The organism is Pseudomonas sp. FSL W7-0098 (assembly GCF_005930585.1).
In the GTDB taxonomy this organism is placed as follows: domain Bacteria; phylum Pseudomonadota; class Gammaproteobacteria; order Pseudomonadales; family Pseudomonadaceae; genus Aquipseudomonas; species Aquipseudomonas bubulae.
On the sequence record NZ_RXHW01000009.1, the window covers coordinates 39810 to 59610 of the forward strand.

The following is a 19801-nucleotide window of genomic DNA, read 5'->3' on the forward strand; positions in this document are numbered from 1 at the left end:
TCATTTGGTTGCGTTGCCATCCGGCACGAACACATAACCCACGCCCCAGACGGTCTGGATATAGCGGGGCTTGGACGGATCCGGCTCGATCATGCGGCGCAAACGGGAAATCTGGACATCGATTGAACGCTCCAGCGCATCCCACTCACGACCACGGGCCAGGTTCATCAGCTTGTCGCGGGTCAATGGCTCGCGGGCATGCATGACCAGGGCTTTAAGTACCGCAAACTCACCCGTGGTGAGCATGTGAACTTCGTCGCCACGTTTGAGTTCGCGGGTTGCCAGGGACAACTCGTAATCACCGAATGTCACGCTTTCGTCTTCGCTACCCGGCGCACCCGGCACCGGCGGCGCCTGACGACGCAATACCGCACGCACACGGGCCATCAGCTCATCGGGGTTGAAAGGCTTGGCCAGATAATCGTCGGCACCCAGTTCCAGGCCCTTGATACGGCTAAGTTCATCACCTTTGGCTGTCAGCATGATGATCGGCACGCGATTGCCCGCTGCACGCAAACGGCGACAGGCTGACAGGCCGTCTTCGCCGGGCAGCATCAGATCCAGCACCACAAGGTGGTACATTTCGCGGGCCAGCCGACGATCCATGTCCGCTGCATTGGTCACGGAAGTGGCGCGATAACCCTTGCTGGAAAAGAAACGTACCAGCAAGTTGCTCAGCCCAGGATCATCATCAACGATAAGGATTTTTTCGCCTTCAGACGTTTGTGCAGTGCTGCTCATTAGGATGCTCCTGTGATCTCGGCGCGCATTATGGCTCAGCCGCTGCGATACGCATTGTGTGCATTGTTAGCAGATTTTTCTTCCTTAAACATTAGACCAGGTAATGAGACCACCGCGCGCAATCCCCTGAATCCGGGAACGCTGGTTATAATGCGCGGCCTTTTGTGTCGGGCAATCTCGAACTTTCAATGGTTGTGCCAGTATTTATTTTTTCAACATCTGGCGTAATCAGCTGACTTCACGGGTCAACAGGCTGCCCTTTTGGCCCAGGCAGCGGCCCCTTCCGGGCTGCTCAACCAGCCTCGCAAGCCTTCAAGCCCGGGCCTGCGAGCCTGCATCACATTTTGTCAGGTGGTTTTATGGACAGCATCAACAGCCGCATCGCCGAAGAACTCGGCGTGCGCCCGCAGCAGGTCGAAGCGGCCGTCGCTCTTCTGGATGAGGGCTCCACCGTACCCTTCATCTCTCGGTATCGTAAGGAAGTGACCGGCAGCCTGGATGACACCCAGTTGCGTCACCTCGAAGAGCGCCTGCGCTACCTGCGCGAACTCGACGAGCGGCGCGTCAGTATCCTCGCCAGCATCGAAGAACAAGGCAAGTTGACCCCCGAACTGGCCCGCGACATCAAACTCGCCGACACCAAGACCCGCCTTGAAGACTTGTACCTGCCGTACAAGCAAAAGCGCCGCACCAAGGGCCAGATCGCCCTGGAAGCCGGCCTCGGCGAGCTGGCAGACGGCCTGTTCAACGACCCGACACTCACGCCAGATGCCGAAGCTGCCCGTTTTGTCGACACTGAAAAAGGTGTGGCTGACGTCAAGGCAGCCCTTGATGGCGCCAAGTACATCCTCATGGAGCGCTTCGCCGAAGACGCCAGCCTGCTGGACAAGCTGCGCAGCTTCCTCAAACAGGAAGCCATCCTCAGCGCCCGCGTAATTGCCGGCAAGGAAGAGGAAGGCGCCAAGTTCCGCGATTACTTCGAGCACGATGAACCGCTCAAAAGCATGCCATCGCACCGCGCACTGGCGATTTTCCGCGGTCGCAACGAAGGCATTCTGAGCTCGTCGCTCAAAGTCGGTGAAGAATTGCCCGGCACGATGCACCCTGGCGAAATGATGATTGCCCAGCGCTTCGGTCTGGAAAATCAAAACCGCCCGGCTGATAAATGGTTGAGCGAAGTGGTGCGCTGGACCTGGAAGGTCAAGCTCTACACCCACCTCGAAACCGACCTGCTGGGTGAATTGCGCGACGCCGCTGAAACCGAAGCCATCAATGTATTCGCCCACAACCTGCACGACCTGCTGCTGGCCGCGCCGGCTGGCCCGCGCGCCACCCTGGGCCTGGACCCGGGCCTGCGCACCGGTTGCAAGATTGCCGTGGTCGATGCCACCGGCAAGCTGCTGGAGTACGCCACCGTGTACCCGCACGTGCCGCACAACAAGTGGGACCAGACCATTTCGGTCATGGCCGCCCTGTGTGCCAAGCATTCGGTCGATCTGATTGCCATTGGCAACGGCACTGCCAGCCGCGAAAGCGACAAGCTGGTGATCGATCTGATGAAAAAATACCCGGCCCTGAAAGTCACCAAAGTGATGGTGTCCGAGGCCGGTGCTTCGGTGTACTCGGCATCGGAACTGGCAGCCAAGGAATTCCCGGATCTGGACGTTTCGATCCGTGGCGCCGTATCGATCGCCCGCCGCCTGCAAGACCCGCTGGCCGAACTGGTGAAAATCGACCCTAAATCCATCGGTGTCGGCCAGTACCAGCACGACGTGTCCCAGCTCAAGCTGGCACGCGGCCTGGACGCTGTGGTTGAAGACTGCGTGAACGCCGTGGGCGTGGACGTGAACACGGCTTCGGTAGCACTGCTCGCGCGAATTTCGGGCCTCAATGCCACACTGGCGCAAAATATCGTGGCTCACCGCGACGAAAACGGTGCATTCAAAACCCGTGCAGCGCTGAAAAAAGTCAGCCGTCTGGGCGAAAAAACCTTCGAGCAGGCGGCAGGTTTCTTGCGCGTGATGAATGGCGACAATCCGCTGGACAGCTCGGCGGTTCACCCCGAAGCCTACCCGCTGGTCAAACGCATCGCTACGGACACCGAGCGGGACATCCGCTCGCTGATCGGCGACGCCGGGTTCCTCAAGCGTCTTGATCCGAAGAAATTCACCGACGAGACCTTCGGCCTGCCGACGGTGACCGATATTCTCCAGGAGCTGGAGAAACCAGGCCGCGACCCGCGCCCGGAGTTCAAGACCGCCGAGTTTCAGGAAGGTGTCGAAGACCTCAAAGACCTGCAACTGGGAATGATCCTGGAAGGCGTGGTGACCAACGTGACCAACTTCGGGGCTTTCGTCGATATCGGCGTGCACCAGGACGGTCTGGTGCATATCTCGGCCTTGTCCGAGAAATTCATCAAAGACCCGCGCGAAGCCGTTAAAGCCGGTGATGTGGTCAAGGTCAAGGTCATGGAAGTCGACATCCCGCGCAAACGCGTAGGCCTGTCGATGCGCATGAGCGACACCCCGGGCGAGAAAATCGACGGTGCTCGCGGCGCACGTCCGGGCTCGGCCCCGCGCCAGCAAAGCTCGGCACCGCGCAAGGAGAGCGTTGCCGCCGCACCGACCAATAACGCCATGGCCTCGTTGTTCGCCAACGCCAAACAGTTGAAGAAACGCTGATGGCCCTCCCGGACGGCCTGACCCAAAGCGCCTTCAGCCAGTTGCTCGGCTGCCGCGTGCAATCGCTGGAAGACGGTGTGGCGCATGTTGCGCTGAGCCTGGAGCCGCAATTGCGCAACCGGGCAGGCAAGTTGCACGGTGGTGTGTTGTTCAGCCTGGTGGACATCAGCATGGGCCTGGCCTGTTCCAGCACCCATGGCTTCGATCAGCAGAGCGCGACCATTGAGTGCAAAATCAACTACATTCGCGCGGTGGCTGAAGGCGAAGTGCTATGTATCGCCAAGGTCATCCACCCCGGGCGACGCACGCTGGTCGTCGAAGCGGATGTTATGCAGGGCGACAAGCTGGTCGCAAAAGCACAAGGCACGTTCGCTGTCCTGTAGCGGCCAACGGCTGATTTGAGTTAATTTCGGCACTGCCAATGCAGTGCCGAAATGCGCTTGGAGCGCCGCGGCGCCGAATCAGGGACGGAACTGAGCGATGCCAACAAAACCAGGCGACCACGCCAGTTTCAACTTCACCCTTGTAGACCGTCCTGACCACCCCCATATTGGGGCGACTGACGCGTGAAGGAATCCAACTTGAGCCAACTTCTCAACCGCCGCCTGGCTCTGCTCAGCGAGCGCGCCAACCTCTCTCTTCTGGAGCAGTGCCTGCACGGCATCGAGCGCGAATGCCTGCGCGTCACGGCCGATGCTCGCCTGGCGCAAACCCCGCACCCGGAAGAACTGGGCTCGGCCCTGACCAACGATCAAATCACCACCGACTATTCCGAGTCGCTGCTGGAGTTCATCACCCCGGCCCTGCCTGATCCGGCGCAGACGCTGGCCAGCCTCGACAAGATCCACCGCTTTGCCTACAGCAAGCTCGGTAACGAGTTCCTGTGGAGCCCTTCGATGCCGTGCCCGTTGCCGGCCGAAGAAGATATTCCGATTGCCTACTACGGCACGTCCAATATCGGACAGCTCAAGTACGTTTACCGCAAGGGCCTGGCCCTGCGCTACGGCAAGACCATGCAGTGCATTGCCGGCATCCACTACAACTTCTCCCTGCCAGAGGCCCTGTGGCCAGTGCTGATGCAGGCAGAGGGTTTTGTCGGAACCGAGCGCGATTATCAGTCCGACGCCTATATCGCCCTGATTCGTAACTTCCGTCGCTACAGCTGGCTGCTGATGTACCTGTTCGGTGCTTCGCCTGCGCTGGATGCGGGCTTTTTGCGCGGTCGTTCGCACCAGTTGGAGCAACTGGACGCCGACACGCTCTACCTGCCCTATGCCACCAGCCTGCGCATGAGCGACCTGGGCTATCAGAGCAACGCCCAGGCAGGCCTGACGCCGTGCTACAACAACCTCGACAGCTACACCGACAGCCTGCGCAAGGCAGTGGCCACACCTTATCCGCCGTATGTAGAAATCGGTACGCACAAGGATGGCGAGTGGGTGCAGTTGAACACCAACATCCTGCAGATCGAAAACGAGTACTACTCCAACATTCGCCCCAAGCGCGTGACCTACACCGGCGAGCGGCCGATCCAGGCCCTGGTGTCCCGTGGCGTGCAGTACGTTGAAGTGCGCCTGCTGGATATCAACCCGTTTCTGCCGGTGGGCATCGATTTGCCTGAAGCGCGTTTTCTGGACGCCTTCCTGCTGTATTGCGCGCTGCAAGACAGCCCGCAGTTCGACAGCGCAGGCTGTGGCAGCTGCTCTTCCAACTTCCTCAGCGTAGTCAAGGAAGGTCGCCGTCCGGGCCTGCAATTGCAGCGTGATGGCGCAGCCGTTGACATGAAGGAATGGGCTACCGAGCTGCTGGAAAAAATCGCGCCGCTGGCCGCCTTGCTCGACCAGAGCCAGGGTGGCGATAACCACAGCAAGGCAGTCGACGAACAGCTGGCGAAGATCAAGGACGTGTCGCTGACGCCGTCTGCCAAAGTGCTGGCCAGCATGGCCGAGCACAAGGAGAGCTTCGCTCAGTTCTCGATGCGCCAGAGCCTGGCCCATGCCGAGTTCTTCCGCAGTGAACCGTTGAGTGCTGAAGATCAGGCTGCGTTTGAAGAGAAAGCGCGCAAGTCACTGCTCGAGCAGGCCGAGACCGAACAAACGGAAGAAGGCGACTTCGACCTGTTTGTGGCTTCGTACCAGGCGAGTATTTTGGCGATCAGTAACTAGGCAGATCAAAAGCCCCTCACCCTAGCCCTCTCCCGGAGGGAGAGGGGACAGACCGGTGGTGTTCGTGCGAGCGCGGGCGGTCAGTTCCTACGCCCACTGAGGCAAGGGACGGCTTACGGGTTTTACAGCAAAGCGTACTGTGCACCGTCACTGAAAAAACAGTGACCGGGCCTGGAAACCCGGGTAACAATATTCGCCTTAATGCCATCAATCCCTGTTTTTATGTGCTATGGCGGCTGTACGCGGGAGGTCTTCGGACCTGCCGGGTTCCTATTGTCCCGGTTTCCAGCCTGCGTACAGCTGCCACCTTCGCCTGGAAACGAAAGTGACAGCTCTTAAGTACTTTAGGAGCGCGCTAAATGGCTGATCATCCCCCAATCAAAACTCTCGGCACTGTCACCTTCGGCCCCTGCGGCCAGGACAACCACGAGCTGTTCCGCGTCAACCCCGACATACCGCTGCGCCAGGCGCTGGAGCAGGTGTCGGCGTTGCTTTATTGCGCAAAAAAACTGGCGCTGGATGCCGCGCTGGACAAGAACTGCGAGCGCCATGCCTGGGCTTCACATTACTTGTGCGACATGGGCAAGGCGGTAATAGATGATGTGTGTTTGCGGGAGTTTTGACGGGGCTTGTTGAGCACCGCAGTTGCAGTTATCCGTAGCAGCTGACGAGTGGAACGAGGCTGCGTTCGGTTGCGCAGCGACCGTAAAACCAGAGTTCCAAGTTTAACTGGCACACCACGGTGTTTGACTTTACGACGGCTTCGCCGCCGAACGCAGCCTCGTTCCACTCGTCAGCTGCTACGAATCTTCTCCAGCCCAGAGCCTGAACAGCTGGCGCCTTACAGCGCTTTCTCAAAGATCTTCGAGTTACGCTGGTAGTTGTACAGCGACGCCCGCGCCGCCGGCAGGCGCTCTACACCGCTAGGCTCAAACCCGCGCTCACGGAACCAGTGAGCAGTGCGCGTGGTTAACACGAACAAGGTTTTCAGCCCCTGGGCACGGGCGCGGTTTTCAATACGTTCGAGCAACTCATCGCCACGACGGCCATGACGGTACTCCGGGTTCACCGCCAGACACGCCAGCTCCCCCGCATCCGAATCGGCAATCTGGTACAGCGCCGCACAGGCGATGATCATGCCTTCGCGCTCCACCACACTGAACTGTTCGATCTCACGCTCCAGCACTTCACGCGAACGACGCACCAGGATCCCCTGCTCTTCCAGCGGGCTGATCAATTCAAGCAGGCCGCCGACGTCTTCAATCGCCGCCTCCCGCGTAACTTCAAATTGTTCTTGCGCCACCAGCGTACCGCCACCGTTACGGGTGAACAGCTCGGTCAACAGCGCACCGTCTTCGGCATAACTGACGATATGGCTACGAGCCACGCCGCCACTGCAGGCCTCGGCGGCGGCTTCCAGCAATTCGGCCTGGTAGTCACTGCCCAGACGTTTCATATGCGCCGGCACCTGTTGTGGACGCAACTCACGCACCAACCGCCCTTCGGCATCGAGCAAACCCGATTCAGCACCAAACAGCAGCAGTTTGTCCGCCGCCAGGTCGATGGCGGCACGGGTGGCGACGTCTTCACAGGCCAAATTGAAAATCTCACCGGTGGGCGAGTAACCCAAGGGCGACAGCAGCACAATCGAACGCTCATCGAGCAGGCGGTTGATGCCCTTGCGGTCCACCCGGCGCACTTCGCCGGTATGGTGAAAATCCACACCGTCGAGCACGCCGATCGGCCGCGCAGTGACCAGGTTGCCGCTGGCTACGCGCAGACGCGAACCCTGCATTGGCGAAGACGCCATGTCCATCGACAAGCGCGCTTCAATCGCAATGCGCAGTTGCCCGACAGCATCGATCACGCATTCGAGCGTTGATGCATCGGTGACACGCATGCCCTTGTGGTAATACGGCACCAGGCCTCGTGCCTCAAGGCGGCTGTCGATCTGCGGGCGCGAACCGTGGACCAGTACCAGACGCACACCCAGGCTGTGCAACAGCACCAGGTCGTGGACGATATTGCCAAAGTTGGGGTGTGCCACACCGTCGCCAGGGAGCATGACAACAAAGGTGCAATCGCGGTGGGCATTGATGTAGGGAGACGCGTGACGCAGCCAGTTAACGTAATCGTGCATAACCAGAGCCTGTAGAAAATAAATCGCCTAAAAAGGGCTAGAACAGCAAACGCACAACGGGCTGATGGCTATCGTCGAAACATTGTTGGCAACACGCGGCTCTCCTTGTGGATAAATCGTATGGGTATCTTCACTATTTCAGACAATAGTGTTCGATCAATTGAGTCAGTAGACGTACTGTCGGCTGCAAACGTGACATTTCCAGGTATTCCCCTGGTTGATGCGCACAGGCGATGTCACCCGGGCCCAATACCAGCGTTTCGCAACCAAGCTGCTGAAGATAAGGCGCTTCGGTGCCAAACGCTACTGCTTGCGCACGATGCCCGGTGAGGCGCTCAGCCACGCGCACCAACTCGGCATCGGCATCCTGCTCGAAGGGCGGCACTCCGGCGGCAATGGGCGCGAAATCGATCTTCACCTGATGACGCTCGGCCAGGGGTTGCAGCTTGCTGCGGATAATGGCCCGCAGCGCATTCGGGTCCATGCCCGGCAGCGGGCGCAGGTCAAATTCAAGCGAGCACTGGCCGCAAATCCGGTTGGGGTTGTCGCCGCCATGGATACAGCCAAAGTTAAGGGTCGGTTGCGGCACGCTGAACTGCGGATTGCGGTACTCATTGAGCCACTGCTGACGCAACCCCTTAAGTTCGCTGATCGCGTCGTGCATGGCCTCCAGCGCGCTGTGGCCCAGGCTTGGGTCGGATGAGTGACCGCTCTGCCCGAGGATCTCGATGCGCTCCATCATCACGCCCTTGTGCATGCGGATCGGCTTGAGCCCGGTCGGTTCACCAATCACCGCAGCACGGCCCAGCGGGCGACCAGCTTCGACCAGCGCCCTGGCCCCGGCCATCGAAGTTTCTTCGTCACAGGTGGCCAGAATCAGCAGTGGCTGCTTGAAGGGCTGATCGAGCAAAGGCCGCACTGCTTCGATCACCAGCGCAAAAAAGCCCTTCATATCGCAACTGCCAAGGCCAACCCAGCGGTTATCGACCTCTGTCAGCTTGAGCGGATCGGTCTGCCACAGCGCTTCATCGTAGGGCACGGTGTCGCTGTGCCCGGCCAGCACCAGCCCGCCGGGGCCACTGCCAAAACTGGCGAGCAAATTGAATTTGCCGGGGCTGACCTGCTGGATATCGCAGTTGAAACCCAAATCGCCAAGCCAGCTGGCCAGCAAATCGATCACCCCGCGGTTGGACTGATCCAGTGTCGGCTGGGTGCAACTGACCGACGGTGCGGCGATCAAGGCAGCGAACTGCTCTTTCATGGAAGGTAAGGGCATGCGCTGACTTCCTGTAGGCGGGGCGAGGCCCATCATAGAGCTATCTGCGCCGCAGAATAAACCCTCGCGGCCCGCCGGGGCGGCGAGTCCTGTACACTGCACGGCCTTGGCAGCCACACTTTTTCCCGGCTGCGCAACCGTTCCTGGATTTTCCGGCCATGCAAAAAGAAACCGAAATCAAACTGCGCGTCAGCCGCGAAACCCTCGCCGCCTTGCGCGAGCACCCTTTGCTGAAAAAGCGCAACAAAAGTGGCTGGGAAAGCCGTGAGTTGTTGAACCAGTACTTCGATACACCTGAGCGCGACCTGGCCAAGGCCAAGGTTGCCCTGCGCCTGCGCCGTGATGGCGAAGACGTGATCCAGACCCTCAAGACCCGCGGCGAAAGCGTTGCTGGCCTGTCCGTACGCAACGAGTACGACTGGAACCTGCCCAAAGCCAAGCTCGATATCAAGAAGCTCGACGGCGAATGCTGGCCACAAGAGCTGGCCGAGCTGGACAAAAAAACTCTCAAGCCCATTTTCACCACGGATTTCGTACGCGAACGTGCTGAAATTTCCTGGGGCCGTGGCAAAGCCAAAGTGGTCATCGAAGCCGCTCTGGACCTGGGCCATGTGATTGCCGGCAAGCAGAAGGAAGAAATCTGCGAGCTGGAGCTCGAACTGCGCGAAGGCGAGCCGTCTGCCCTGCTGGAACTGGCCGCCGAACTGGCCGAGAAGCTGGCCCTGATGCCGTGTGATATCAGCAAGGCCGAGCGCGGCTATCGCCTGTTCGACGCCAACAGCTACGCCGTCACCCTGCCAGCCCCGGTGCTGGCGCCAGAAACACCCCTGGACGATGCCTTCGCCGCCCTGGCCTGGCACTTGCTGGGCAATAGCCAGCGCCTGGCCGAGCAGTATCGCTTCAATGGCCACTGGCGTTTGCTGCAAGACTGGGTTCAGCAATTGATCGACCTGCGTGCACTGGTCAGCAGCCTGGGTCAAGCCGCACCACGTCAGTCCACCAGCGCCTTGCGCGCTGCGCTGGACGCCCTGCTGGAAGACTGGCGCCCGCTGGTGCAGATCGGTCAGGACGACGAAGATGTGCGCAAAGCCGCACCGGAGCAGTTCCTCGAGGAACTGGAAGACCCGCGCTGGGGCCAGTTCTCCCTGAACACTTCGCGCTGGTTGATGGAGCGCAGCTGGACTGTGGACCGTGGCACCACCCGGGGCAACCGCCAGGGCGCTGCGCAGCTGCAAAGCTGGTTGCCACGGTTGTTGTCGGACGAAGCGATTGCCTTGCGTCTGAACCGCTACCAGCAGCAACCCGAAGACCTGGCCGAGCAACTGCCGCGCATCGAGCGTATTCAGGCCTGGCTGCGTCTGGCGCGTAACGTGCTGGAAATCCCGGAACTGGACCGTCTGTACGGCGAGATGAACAAGCTGCAGGAACTGGCCAACCTGCCGATTTCTGAAGACGCCGAGAGCAACGACGAACTGCTCAACGCCCGCAAGCAGCAAGCCATCGCCGTGTACCAGAACCGCGCCTGGAAGACCCTGCTGCGCGCTTAAGCGCCCGGCCTGTGTCCCTCAGCGCCTGCTGAGGGACATTCCTGCCTTACTTCGTGCCCTTGGGCATGTCCGCATCTGGCGTGCGCCAGATCAAGCGTGTGGTGTCATAGCCCTGCTGCTGGGCCTTGCTGAGCAACTCATCACGGGTTTGCTGATCAACCTGCGGTTTACGCGACAGCAACCACAAGTATTTACGGTCGGGATTGCCTACCAGCGCCGTGCTGTAGTTGTCGCCCAGGTACAACACCCAGTAATCGCCCTTGGTCACACCCGGCAAAAGTGTCGATACCCAATTGTCGAACTCGACCCACAGCTTGTCGGTCTTGCCCTCCACTTGCGGCGTTGCCGTGCCCCTGGCCTCCTCCCACTTGCCCTCTGCGGTGCGGCAACGGTTCAACACCGCCACGTCGCCATCCGGCTTCAAGCTGTAATGGGCTTCGGACTGCGCGCAATTGCGCTGGAAGAACATCGGCAACCGCGCCAATTCATACCAGGTGCCCTGATAGCGCTTGAGGTCGACACTGGAGACGGTGTTGGGCGCCAGCGAATCGCTGCTGGAACTTGCACACCCGCCCAATAACAGCGCAGCCCCGAGACTGACTAAAAGACGTTTCATCGTAAACGCTCCTGATCGGTCTTACTTCAAACCCTGGCCAGAGAAAATCAGCACTTTGTCGCCTGCGTACTGCACGCTGATAAAGCTCTTCTGATCGCCCCAGGTGCAGCTCGACATGCCCAGCGCGCCGGAGCAATCGGTCGGGGTGCCCAGCAACTGCTCGACTTCGGCCTTGGTCATGCCGGTCGACAGTTTCGAGTAGTTTTGCTGATTGATTTTGCTGCACGCGGCCAGCAAGACACAGAACGACAACAACGCCAGAGAACGCAACTTCATGGAAAGCTCCTGAGAAAGAAAGTCGGCAGTGCCGCTTGATCCAAGCTTAGAAGAGAAAAGCGCAGGCTGGTTCCCGCAGGACGCAGGGATTTATTTCAGGAGGGATAACAACAGTGGGAACGGGCTTGCTTGCGATACAGGCAACCCGGTATGCCTGACATACCGGGTCGATGCTATCGCGAGCAAGCCCGCTCCCACAGGGGCTTACGCTTTGTGGTAAGCGGTGATGCGTGCGACTTCTTCTTTCGAGCCCAGGTACACGGCTACACGCTGGTGCAGGCCTTCTGGCTGGATGTCGAGAATGCGCTGATGGCCATCAGTCGATGCGCCGCCAGCCTGTTCCACCAGGAACGACATCGGGTTGGCTTCGTACATCAAACGCAATTTGCCCGGCTTGGACGGCTCACGGCTGTCGCGCGGGTACATGAACAGACCACCGCGGGTCAGGATACGGTGCACGTCGGCAACCATGGCGGCAATCCAGCGCATGTTGAAATTCTTTTTCAACGGACCTTCTTCACCTGCCAGCAGTTCGTCAACGTAGCGCTGTACCGGGGCTTCCCAGTGACGCTGGTTGGACATGTTGATGGCAAATTCCTGGGTAGCGTCAGGAATGGTGATGTCTTCGTGGGTCAGTACGAAGCTGCCCATTTCGCGGTCCAGGGTAAAGCCTTTGACGCCGTCGCCCAAGGTCAGAACCAGCATGGTCTGCGGGCCGTAGATGGCGTAACCGGCAGCGACTTGCTGAGTGCCTGGCTGCAGGAAGGCCTTTTCATTCAAAGGTTCGTTCTGGGTCAAGTATTCGTTCGGGCAACGCAGTACCGAGAAGATAGTGCCAACTGGTGCGTTGATGTCGATGTTCGACGAGCCGTCCAGCGGGTCGAATACCAGCAGGTACGCGCCTTTCGGGTATTTGCCCGGGATCTGGTAGGCATTGTCCATTTCTTCGGACGCCATGCCGGCCAGGTGACCGCCCCATTCGTTGGCTTCAAGCAGGATCTCGTTGGAGATCACATCGAGCTTCTTCTGCACTTCACCTTGCACGTTTTCGGTGCCCATGCTGCCCAGAACACCACCCAGGGCGCCTTTGGATACGGCGTGGCTGATCTCTTTGCAAGCACGCGCCACCACTTCGATGAGGAAACGCAAATCAGCAGGCGTGTTGTTGCTGCGGGTCTGCTCGATCAAATAGCGACTCAGGGTAACGCGGGACATGTAAGGCTCCGAACAAGGGGGAGGGGGCGAAAAACCCGCGCAGTTTAGCGCGTGTTGCCGTGCAAATCTTCTAATCAGACTCAGAACTGGCCGAACGGGTTCCAAAACAGCCACCAGAGACCCTGTGGGAGCGGGCTTGCTCGCGATGCAGGCCACGCGGTTTTCAGCTCAACCGCGTCGCCTGCATCGCGAGCAAGCCCGCTCCCACAGCGCGTGAAACTTCCTACAACGCTTTCCAGATCTCGGTCGCGTATTCGCGAATGGTCCGGTCCGATGAGAACCAGCCCATGCGTGCCGTGTTCAACACGGATTTGCGCCACCACTCTTCCCTGTCGTGCCACAGGTGCTCCACGCGCATCTGGGCATCCCAGTAGGCATCGAAGTCGGCACACACCAGGAACCGGTCATATTCGATCAGCGAATCCACCAGGCCGGTGTAGCGCGCAGGGTCGTCGTGGGAGAACACCCCGCCACGAATCGCCTGCAACACGTCATTGAGCCTGTGTGAGGCCGCGACATCCGGTGCTGCATGGAACTCGCCATTGCGCTTGCGCGCTTCGACCTGCTGCGAGCTCAGACCAAAGATAAACATATTGTCGGCACCCACCCGCTCGCACATTTCGACGTTGGCGCCATCCATTGTGCCAATGGTCAGCGCGCCGTTAAGGCCGAACTTCATGTTGCTGGTGCCCGACGCTTCGTAGCCTGCCGTGGAGATCTGTTCGGACAAGTCAGCCGCCGGAATGATGCTTTCGGCCAGGCTGACGTTGTAGTTGGGGATAAACACCACCTTGAGCAGACCGCGTACGGTGGGATCGTTGTTGACGGTACGGGCGATGTCATTGGCCAGTTTGATGATGAGTTTGGCCTGTTCATAACTGGCCGCCGACTTGCCGGCAAAAATCTTCACCCGTGGCACCCATTGGTTGCCCGGCTCGGCCCGAATGGCCTGATACAGCGCTACGGTGTGCATCAGGTTGAGCAGTTGGCGCTTGTACTCGTGAATCCGTTTGACCTGCACATCGAACAGGGCTTCAGGGTTGACCACGACCCCCAGGCGCTCATAAATCAGCGCCGCCAGGGTGCATTTGCTTTGCAGGCGCTGTTCGGCGAAGCGTTTGCGAAAATCGGAGCGCTCGGCAAAAGGCTCCAGCCTGATCAGTTTGTGTTCGGTTTCATCAAGCACATCCGGGCCCAGCACATCCACCAGCATGGCGGTCAATGGCGGGTTGGCCTGGAACAGCCAGCGGCGGAAGGTCACGCCGTTGGTTTTGTTGTTGATGCGCTCCGGGTAGAGCTTGTGCAACTCGGCGAACACGGTGCTGCGCATCAATTGCGTATGCAGCCCGGAAACGCCATTGACGCTGTGGGAACCGAGAAATGCCAGGTTGCCCATGCGTACCCGGCGGCCGTGGTCTTCCTCGATCAGCGAAACGGCACGCAACACGTCAAAATCATGAATGCCCTTGGCCCGCAGCGCATCGATATGGTGTGCGTTAATCAGGTAGATGATCTGCATATGGCGCGGCAACAGCCGCTCCATCAAGCCCACAGGCCAGGTTTCCAGCGCTTCCGGAAGCAACGTGTGGTTGGTATAGGACAAGGTGTCGACGGTGACCTGCCACGCCGCATGCCATTCAATGCCGTGCTCATCAACCAGGATACGCATCAGCTCGGCCACGGCGATCGAGGGGTGGGTGTCGTTGAGCTGGATCGACACATGCTCGGCCAGGTTCAGCAGCGTCTCATGGACGTGCAGATGGCGGCGCAGCAGGTCTTGCAACGAGGCCGAGACAAAGAAGAATTCCTGGCGCAGACGCAGCTCCTGGCCAGCCTCGTTGCTGTCAGCCGGGTACAGCACGCGGGAGATGCTCTCGGCCCGTACCACTTCGGCCACCGCCCCCAAATGATCGCCTGCGTTGAAGCGGCCCAGGTTCAGATCGTGCAGGGCCCTCGCCCGCCACAGACGCAGGGTGTTGACGCTGGCCCCGCGCCAGCCCACAACAGGCGTGTCATAGGCAATAGCCCGCACCGTCTCGCCCGGCCACCAGATCTGCCGCAGCTGGCCTTGTTCATCCTGTTTGGTTTCAACCGAACCGCCAAAACCCACCGAGTACAGCACTTCAGCACGCTCGAACTCCCACGGGTTGCCGAAATCCAGCCAGTTCTCGGTTTGTTCCTGCTGCCAGCCATCGACAATGCTCTGGCGAAACAGCCCGTGCTCATAGCGGATGCCATAGCCGTGGGCGGCAATGCCCAGGGTCGACATGCTTTCCATAAAGCACGCCGCCAGCCGACCCAGGCCACCATTACCAAGGGCCGCGTCCGGCTCCAGGACACGGATGCGCTCCAGATCCACGCCTAGCTCGCCCAGTGCCTCACGCGCCACCTCCAGCAACCCCAGGTTGCTCAGGCTGTCGTACAGCAGGCGACCGATCAGAAACTCCAGCGACAGGTAGTACACCCGTTTCTGGTCCTTGCGATAAATCTGCCGGGTGCTGTCCATCCAGTGCTCGACCATATGGTCGCGGGCGGCCAGGGCTATGGCCTCAAACCAGTCATGGTCAAACGCGTGTTCCGGGTCCTTACCCACCGCGTAAGTCAGCTTGGCTACTACAGCGGCACGGAAAGCCGCCACCTGTGCGTCACGAACAAGCGGTTCCTGGGGCATCGATACAACCTCAATCGAGATGGGGCGATTTGAAGAGCGAGTGGTGTCAGCCTAGACGCTTCAACAGAAACAAAGTGCTTTGATTCGGGCTTTTTTCGGCGATTATTTAAAAAAAGCTGACAAAGTGAATGCCGCCCCAAAACGAGGCACATTCGCAGTTGAACGCTTTAAAACATGGCTCTGATCGAAAAACCGGCAAATGGTTGTTCACTCCTTCAGCAACCCCGGTATGATCGCGCGCCCTGATGCACGCTGGAATACAAGTCTGATGAAGTCCAACCTGATCGCCGCCGCGGAAATCGACCGTCTCGATACCTGGGCCAAATACTCCGCGCCCATGTGCGGCTCCTGCATTTCCAGCTGCTGCACCTTGCCGGTCGAGGTCAAAATCAAAGACCTGATCCGCATCGGCATCGTTGACGAGTTCGAGATGGGCGACCCGCCGAAGAACATCGCCAAGCGCCTGCAAAAGGAAGGGATCGTTGAGCGCTTCAACCAGAAGTCCGGGATTTTCACCCTGCAGCGCATGAGCAATAACGACTGCCTGTACCTGGACCGCAAATCGCGCATGTGCACGATTTATGAGATTCGCCCGGATACCTGCCGCAACCATCCGCGGATTGGCCCGCGCCCAGGTTACTGCGCGTATGTGCCCAAGGCCGTTGAGCGCAAGAACAGCAGCGTCAAGCTGATGGATTTTTAACCTGCAGCGCAGAATCGACTGACAGATCGTTTCGCGGGCAAGCCCGCTCCCACAATTACCACAGCCCCCTGTGGGAGCCGGGCTTGCCCGCGATGGCCTGTACGCAAATGACCTGACAGACCGCGCTCGCCGCAGCACGGGCAGCGATGAACGAGTCAAATCCCGACCATAAAAAAACGCCCCCGACCGCAAGGTCGGGGGCGTTTTTGTAACCGCTAACTAAGTAACTTAGTTTTTGGCCTTTTTAGCAGCGCGGGTACGCTCGCCTTCGTCCAGGATCTTCTTACGAAGACGGATGGACTTAGGAGTCACTTCGCACAGCTCGTCGTCCTGGATGAATTCCAGAGCCTGTTCCAGAGTGAAGCGAACAGGTGGAACCAGAGCGATGGTTTCGTCTTTACCCGAAGCACGCATGTTGTCGAGCTTCTTGCCCTTGGTAGGGTTAACGCCCATGTCGGTGTCACGGCTGTTCAGACCAACGATCTGACCGTTGTAGATCTCTTGACCGTGCTCAACGAACAGCTTGCCACGCGCCTGCAGGGTTTCCAGGGAGTAGGTCAGCGCCTTGCCAGTTTCAACCGATACCAGAACGCCGTTCTGACGGCCGGACATGTGGCCCGACTTCATCACGTCGTAACGGTCGAAGATCGAGGTCAGGATGCCAGCACCGTTGGTCAGGGTCAGGAACTGGTTACGGAAACCGATCAGACCACGAGCAGGGATGTTGTATTCCAGACGCACACGGCCTTTGCCATCCGGCACCATGTTGGTCAGGTCGCCCTTACGCAGACCCATCTCTTCCATCACCTTGCCCTGAGATTCTTCAGGCAGGTCGATGGTGACGTTTTCGAACGGTTCGTGCTTGACGCCGTCAACCAGGCGGATGATCACTTCTGGACGACCAACGCCCATTTCGAAGCCTTCACGACGCATGGTTTCGATCAGTACGGACAAGTGCAGCTCGCCACGGCCCGATACTTTGAATTTGTCAGCCGAGTCGCCTTCTTCAACGCGCAGAGCAACGTTGTACAGCAGCTCTTTGTCCAGACGTTCCTTGATGTTACGGGAAGTCACGAACTTGCCTTCTTTACCGCAGAAAGGCGAGTCGTTTACCTGGAAGGTCATGGAAACGGTTGGCTCGTCAACGGTCAACGGCTTCATCGCTTCAACGTTCATCGGATCACACAGGGTGTCGGAGATGAACAGCGAATCCATACCGCTGATGCAAACGATGTCGCCTGCCGAAGCTTCTTCAACGTCTACACGGTGCAGACCGTGGTGACCCATCAGCTTCAGGATACGACCGTTGCGGCGCTTGCCGTCAGCGTCGATGGCAACAACCGGGGTGTTCGGCTTGACGCGACCACGAGCGATACGGCCAACACCGATAATGCCCAGGAAGCTGTTGTAGTCCAGTGCCGAGATTTGCATCTGGAACGGACCGTCACGGTCTACGGCTGGTGCTGGTACGTTGTCGACGATCGACTGGTACAGCGGGGTCATGTCTTCAGCCATGTCGGTGTGGTCAAGACCAGCAATACCGTTCAGGGCAGAGGCGTAAACCACTTTGAAGTCCAGCTGTTCTTCGGTAGCACCCAGGTTGTCGAACAGATCGAAGATCTGGTCCAGAACCCAGTCCGGACGTGCGCCCGGACGGTCAACCTTGTTGATGACCACGATTGGACGCAGGCCGGCTTCGAAAGCCTTCTTGGTCACGAAACGGGTTTGCGGCATAGGGCCGTCTTGAGCGTCAACCAGCAGCAGAACGGAGTCAACCATCGACATTACGCGTTCAACTTCGCCGCCGAAGTCGGCGTGGCCCGGGGTATCCACGATGTTGATGTGGTAGCCGTTCCAGTTGATGGCGGTGTTTTTCGCCAGAATGGTAATACCGCGCTCTTTCTCCTGGTCGTTGGAGTCCATTACGCGTTCGTCGTTAAGCTCGTTGCGCTCCAGGGTGCCGGATTGACGCAAGAGTTTGTCTACCAGGGTGGTTTTACCGTGGTCAACGTGAGCAATGATGGCGATGTTACGTAGATTTTCGATCACTTGTGTATCTCGATCAGAGGATTCGGTGTGCTGACTGAGTCCAGGCAGCGATTAACAGTAGAGTCCGTGCAAGCCGTTACAGCTTGACGGCGGCGTCGGGGGGCCGGTGACGCAGGCCACAGGCATACAGCCCCGGGCTCTTAGCTCGGTCGATAAACGCGCACATTGGCATGTCCCTCACTGAGCAAATGGTGAGCATGCAGGCGACTCATCACGCCTTTGTCGCAATACAACAGGTACTGACGGGTGTCATCCAGTTCCTTGAAGCGGCTGTTCAAAGCATAGAACGGCAACGCTTGTACTTCGATGCCAGCCAGTTCCAGCGGTTGATCTTCCTGAGCATCCGGGTGACGGATGTCGATTACGATCTGGCCCGCCAGCACTTCGCTGACTTCTTCGACTTGCAAGTCCTGGCCCAATTCATCGATTACCCGATCAATCGGCACCAGTTTGGCCCGCTCGAGCGCACGCTCAAGCACGGCCATATCAAACTGTTGTTCTTCATACTCCACGCGGTTGCGCTTGGCGTGGGTCTTGGGGTTGACCGAAATCACCCCGCAATATTCAGGCATATGCTTGGCGAAGTCGGCCGTACCGATTTCTTCTGCCAGATCGATGATGTCCTGCTTGTGGCTGGCGATCAGCGGGCGCAACACCAGCTTGTCTGTAGCCGAATCAATCAGCGACAAGTTGGGCAGCGTCTGGCTCGACACCTGGGAAATCGCTTCACCGGTCACCAGCACTTCGATATCGAGGCGTTCGGCAATACGCGTTGCAGCGCGCAACATCATACGCTTCAAAATGACGCCCATATGACTGTTATCGACTTTGCCGAGAATTTCGCCCAAAACTTCTTCGAACGGAACGCTCACAAACAGCACGCGCTGGGAGCTGCCGTACTTCTTCCATATGTAGTGCGCGACTTCCATCACGCCCAGTTCATGGGCACGTCCGCCCAGGTTGAAGAAGCAGAAATGGCTCATGAGGCCGCGACGCATGATCTGGTAGGCCGCCACGGTAGAATCGAAACCACCGGACATCAGCACCAGGGTCTGCTCGAGCGAACCCAACGGGTAGCCACCAATACTGTCGTGCTGGTTGTGAATCACAAACAACCGTTGGTCGCGAATTTCAATGCGAACTTCGATTTCTGGCTTTTTCAGCTCGATTCCGGCCGCACCGCACTCACGACGCAGCTTGCTGCCGACGTATTTCTCGACTTCCATCGAGGTAAACGGGTGCTTGCCGGCGCGCTTGCAACGCACCGAAAAGATCTTGCCCGCCAGCGCATCGCCGAAGTGCAATTTGCACTTTTCAACGATGTCGTCGAAGTCGCCCAACGGGTACTCGTCAACCTGCAGAAAATGCGCGATGCCCGGCATGCAGCTCAGGCGTTCGGTCATTTCTTTCAAGGCTTTAGGGTCACTTACGCGCGTTTGCAGCTCGATGTTGTCCCACACGCCCGTCACCACCACAGCCGGGTCCAGATCGCGGAGCACAGTACGGATGTTTTTGGCCAATTGACGGACGAAACGCATCCGAACCGGACGGCTCTTGATAGTGATTTCGGGGAAGACTTTAACGATTAGTTTCATGAAAACAGCGCGCGAGCAGCCTGCCAAAAAAGGGGGGCGCGGATTATAGCGGAAATTGCTCAAGGTTTAACCAGTTATCGTACAAACGGTTTTCATCGCACCAAAATAGAACATAAACGCCAGATT

At 58.8% G+C, this 19801-nt stretch carries 15 protein-coding genes; 6 read left to right on the forward strand and 9 right to left on the reverse strand.

What is annotated here, in order from left to right; all coding sequences use genetic code 11:
* Positions 1 to 741, reverse strand: coding sequence for an osmolarity response regulator transcription factor OmpR (gene ompR, locus FHL07_RS17090; RefSeq protein WP_095000806.1), 741 nt, complete (start codon positions 739 to 741; stop codon positions 1 to 3).
* Between the two features lie 359 nt (positions 742 to 1100).
* Between ompR and FHL07_RS17095 the strand changes: the two genes are divergently transcribed.
* The 4 genes from FHL07_RS17095 to FHL07_RS17110 all read left to right on the forward strand — a co-directional run bounded on the left by FHL07_RS17095 (position 1101) and on the right by FHL07_RS17110 (position 6210).
* Positions 1101 to 3422: a Tex family protein gene (locus tag FHL07_RS17095; protein ID WP_095026355.1), complete on the forward strand. Its 2322-nt coding sequence runs from the start codon at positions 1101 to 1103 to the stop codon at positions 3420 to 3422.
* A complete protein-coding gene (locus FHL07_RS17100; protein WP_095031396.1) occupies positions 3422 to 3805 on the forward strand; it encodes a PaaI family thioesterase in 384 nt (127 codons plus the stop codon). Before FHL07_RS17095 ends, FHL07_RS17100 begins: the two co-directional genes overlap by 1 nt.
* Positions 3806 to 4003: 198 nt before the next feature.
* Positions 4004 to 5587, forward strand: a complete 1584-nt coding sequence (gshA, locus tag FHL07_RS17105) for a glutamate--cysteine ligase (protein ID WP_095000803.1) — start codon at positions 4004 to 4006, stop codon at positions 5585 to 5587.
* 359 nt (positions 5588 to 5946) lie between these two features.
* The gene (locus tag FHL07_RS17110; RefSeq protein ID WP_095000802.1) at positions 5947 to 6210 is read left to right on the forward strand and encodes a DUF3077 domain-containing protein; all 264 of its coding nucleotides are present in this window, start codon (positions 5947 to 5949) and stop codon (positions 6208 to 6210) included.
* A 218-nt stretch (positions 6211 to 6428) separates the two neighbouring features.
* Here FHL07_RS17110 and argA read toward each other — a convergent pair whose 3' ends face one another.
* Together argA and argE are read right to left on the reverse strand one after the other, a co-directional pair.
* Entirely contained in the window at positions 6429 to 7727 is a 1299-nt protein-coding gene (gene argA, locus FHL07_RS17115; protein WP_095017751.1) for an amino-acid N-acetyltransferase, read from the reverse strand.
* A 133-nt stretch (positions 7728 to 7860) separates the two neighbouring features.
* Positions 7861 to 9003, reverse strand: a complete 1143-nt coding sequence (gene argE, locus FHL07_RS17120; protein WP_133143896.1) for an acetylornithine deacetylase — start codon at positions 9001 to 9003, stop codon at positions 7861 to 7863.
* A gap of 158 nt (positions 9004 to 9161) precedes the next feature.
* Here argE and FHL07_RS17125 point away from each other — a divergent pair, with 158 nt between their 5' ends.
* Positions 9162 to 10550 (forward strand): CYTH domain-containing protein, encoded by a 1389-nt coding sequence (locus tag FHL07_RS17125; RefSeq protein WP_095023770.1) that lies wholly within the window; start codon positions 9162 to 9164, stop codon positions 10548 to 10550.
* Between the two features lie 46 nt (positions 10551 to 10596).
* On the opposite strand, the gene FHL07_RS17130 is transcribed toward FHL07_RS17125, so the two are convergent.
* From FHL07_RS17130 to FHL07_RS17145, 4 genes are all read right to left on the reverse strand, one after another.
* The gene (locus tag FHL07_RS17130; protein ID WP_095000798.1) at positions 10597 to 11166 is read right to left on the reverse strand and encodes a lipocalin family protein; all 570 of its coding nucleotides are present in this window, start codon (positions 11164 to 11166) and stop codon (positions 10597 to 10599) included.
* A 21-nt stretch (positions 11167 to 11187) separates the two neighbouring features.
* Positions 11188 to 11442 carry an outer membrane protein assembly factor BamE domain-containing protein gene (gene bamE, locus FHL07_RS17135; protein ID WP_016783130.1) on the reverse strand — a complete coding sequence of 85 codons (255 nt, stop codon included), beginning with the start codon at positions 11440 to 11442 and terminating at the stop codon, positions 11188 to 11190.
* A gap of 204 nt (positions 11443 to 11646) precedes the next feature.
* On the reverse strand, positions 11647 to 12657 hold the full coding sequence (locus FHL07_RS17140; protein WP_016783129.1) for a class 1 fructose-bisphosphatase: 1011 nt from the start codon (positions 12655 to 12657) through the stop codon (positions 11647 to 11649).
* Between the two features lie 223 nt (positions 12658 to 12880).
* The gene (locus FHL07_RS17145) at positions 12881 to 15328 is read right to left on the reverse strand and encodes a glycogen/starch/alpha-glucan phosphorylase (protein ID WP_095000797.1); all 2448 of its coding nucleotides are present in this window, start codon (positions 15326 to 15328) and stop codon (positions 12881 to 12883) included.
* Positions 15329 to 15593: 265 nt separating this feature from the next.
* On the opposite strand from FHL07_RS17145, the gene FHL07_RS17150 reads away from it, so the two are divergent.
* Entirely contained in the window at positions 15594 to 16031 is a 438-nt protein-coding gene (locus tag FHL07_RS17150; RefSeq protein WP_095001087.1) for a YkgJ family cysteine cluster protein, read from the forward strand.
* A 228-nt stretch (positions 16032 to 16259) separates the two neighbouring features.
* Here the strand turns inward: FHL07_RS17150 and typA are convergent, their stop codons facing one another.
* Complete coding sequence (typA, locus tag FHL07_RS17155) at positions 16260 to 18080, reverse strand: translational GTPase TypA (RefSeq protein ID WP_016783126.1); 1821 nt, start codon at positions 18078 to 18080, stop codon at positions 16260 to 16262.
* A 140-nt stretch (positions 18081 to 18220) separates the two neighbouring features.
* A complete protein-coding gene (gene thiI, locus FHL07_RS17160; RefSeq protein WP_095000796.1) occupies positions 18221 to 19675 on the reverse strand; it encodes a tRNA uracil 4-sulfurtransferase ThiI in 1455 nt (484 codons plus the stop codon).
* Positions 19676 to 19801: the final 126 nt, after the last annotated feature.

Coding starts and splice junctions, on each gene's coding strand:
- ompR (WP_095000806.1), bottom strand. CDS start 741: ATGAGCAGCACTGCACAAACGTCTGAAGGCGAAAAAATCCTTATCGTT.
- FHL07_RS17095 (WP_095026355.1), top strand. CDS start 1,101: ATGGACAGCATCAACAGCCGCATCGCCGAAGAACTCGGCGTGCGCCCG.
- FHL07_RS17100 (WP_095031396.1), top strand. CDS start 3,422: ATGGCCCTCCCGGACGGCCTGACCCAAAGCGCCTTCAGCCAGTTGCTC.
- FHL07_RS17110 (WP_095000802.1), top strand. CDS start 5,947: ATGGCTGATCATCCCCCAATCAAAACTCTCGGCACTGTCACCTTCGGC.
- argA (WP_095017751.1), bottom strand. CDS start 7,727: ATGCACGATTACGTTAACTGGCTGCGTCACGCGTCTCCCTACATCAAT.
- argE (WP_133143896.1), bottom strand. CDS start 9,003: ATGCCCTTACCTTCCATGAAAGAGCAGTTCGCTGCCTTGATCGCCGCA.
- FHL07_RS17125 (WP_095023770.1), top strand. CDS start 9,162: ATGCAAAAAGAAACCGAAATCAAACTGCGCGTCAGCCGCGAAACCCTC.
- FHL07_RS17130 (WP_095000798.1), bottom strand. CDS start 11,166: ATGAAACGTCTTTTAGTCAGTCTCGGGGCTGCGCTGTTATTGGGCGGG.
- bamE (WP_016783130.1), bottom strand. CDS start 11,442: ATGAAGTTGCGTTCTCTGGCGTTGTTGTCGTTCTGTGTCTTGCTGGCC.
- FHL07_RS17140 (WP_016783129.1), bottom strand. CDS start 12,657: ATGTCCCGCGTTACCCTGAGTCGCTATTTGATCGAGCAGACCCGCAGC.
- FHL07_RS17145 (WP_095000797.1), bottom strand. CDS start 15,328: ATGCCCCAGGAACCGCTTGTTCGTGACGCACAGGTGGCGGCTTTCCGT.
- thiI (WP_095000796.1), bottom strand. CDS start 19,675: ATGAAACTAATCGTTAAAGTCTTCCCCGAAATCACTATCAAGAGCCGT.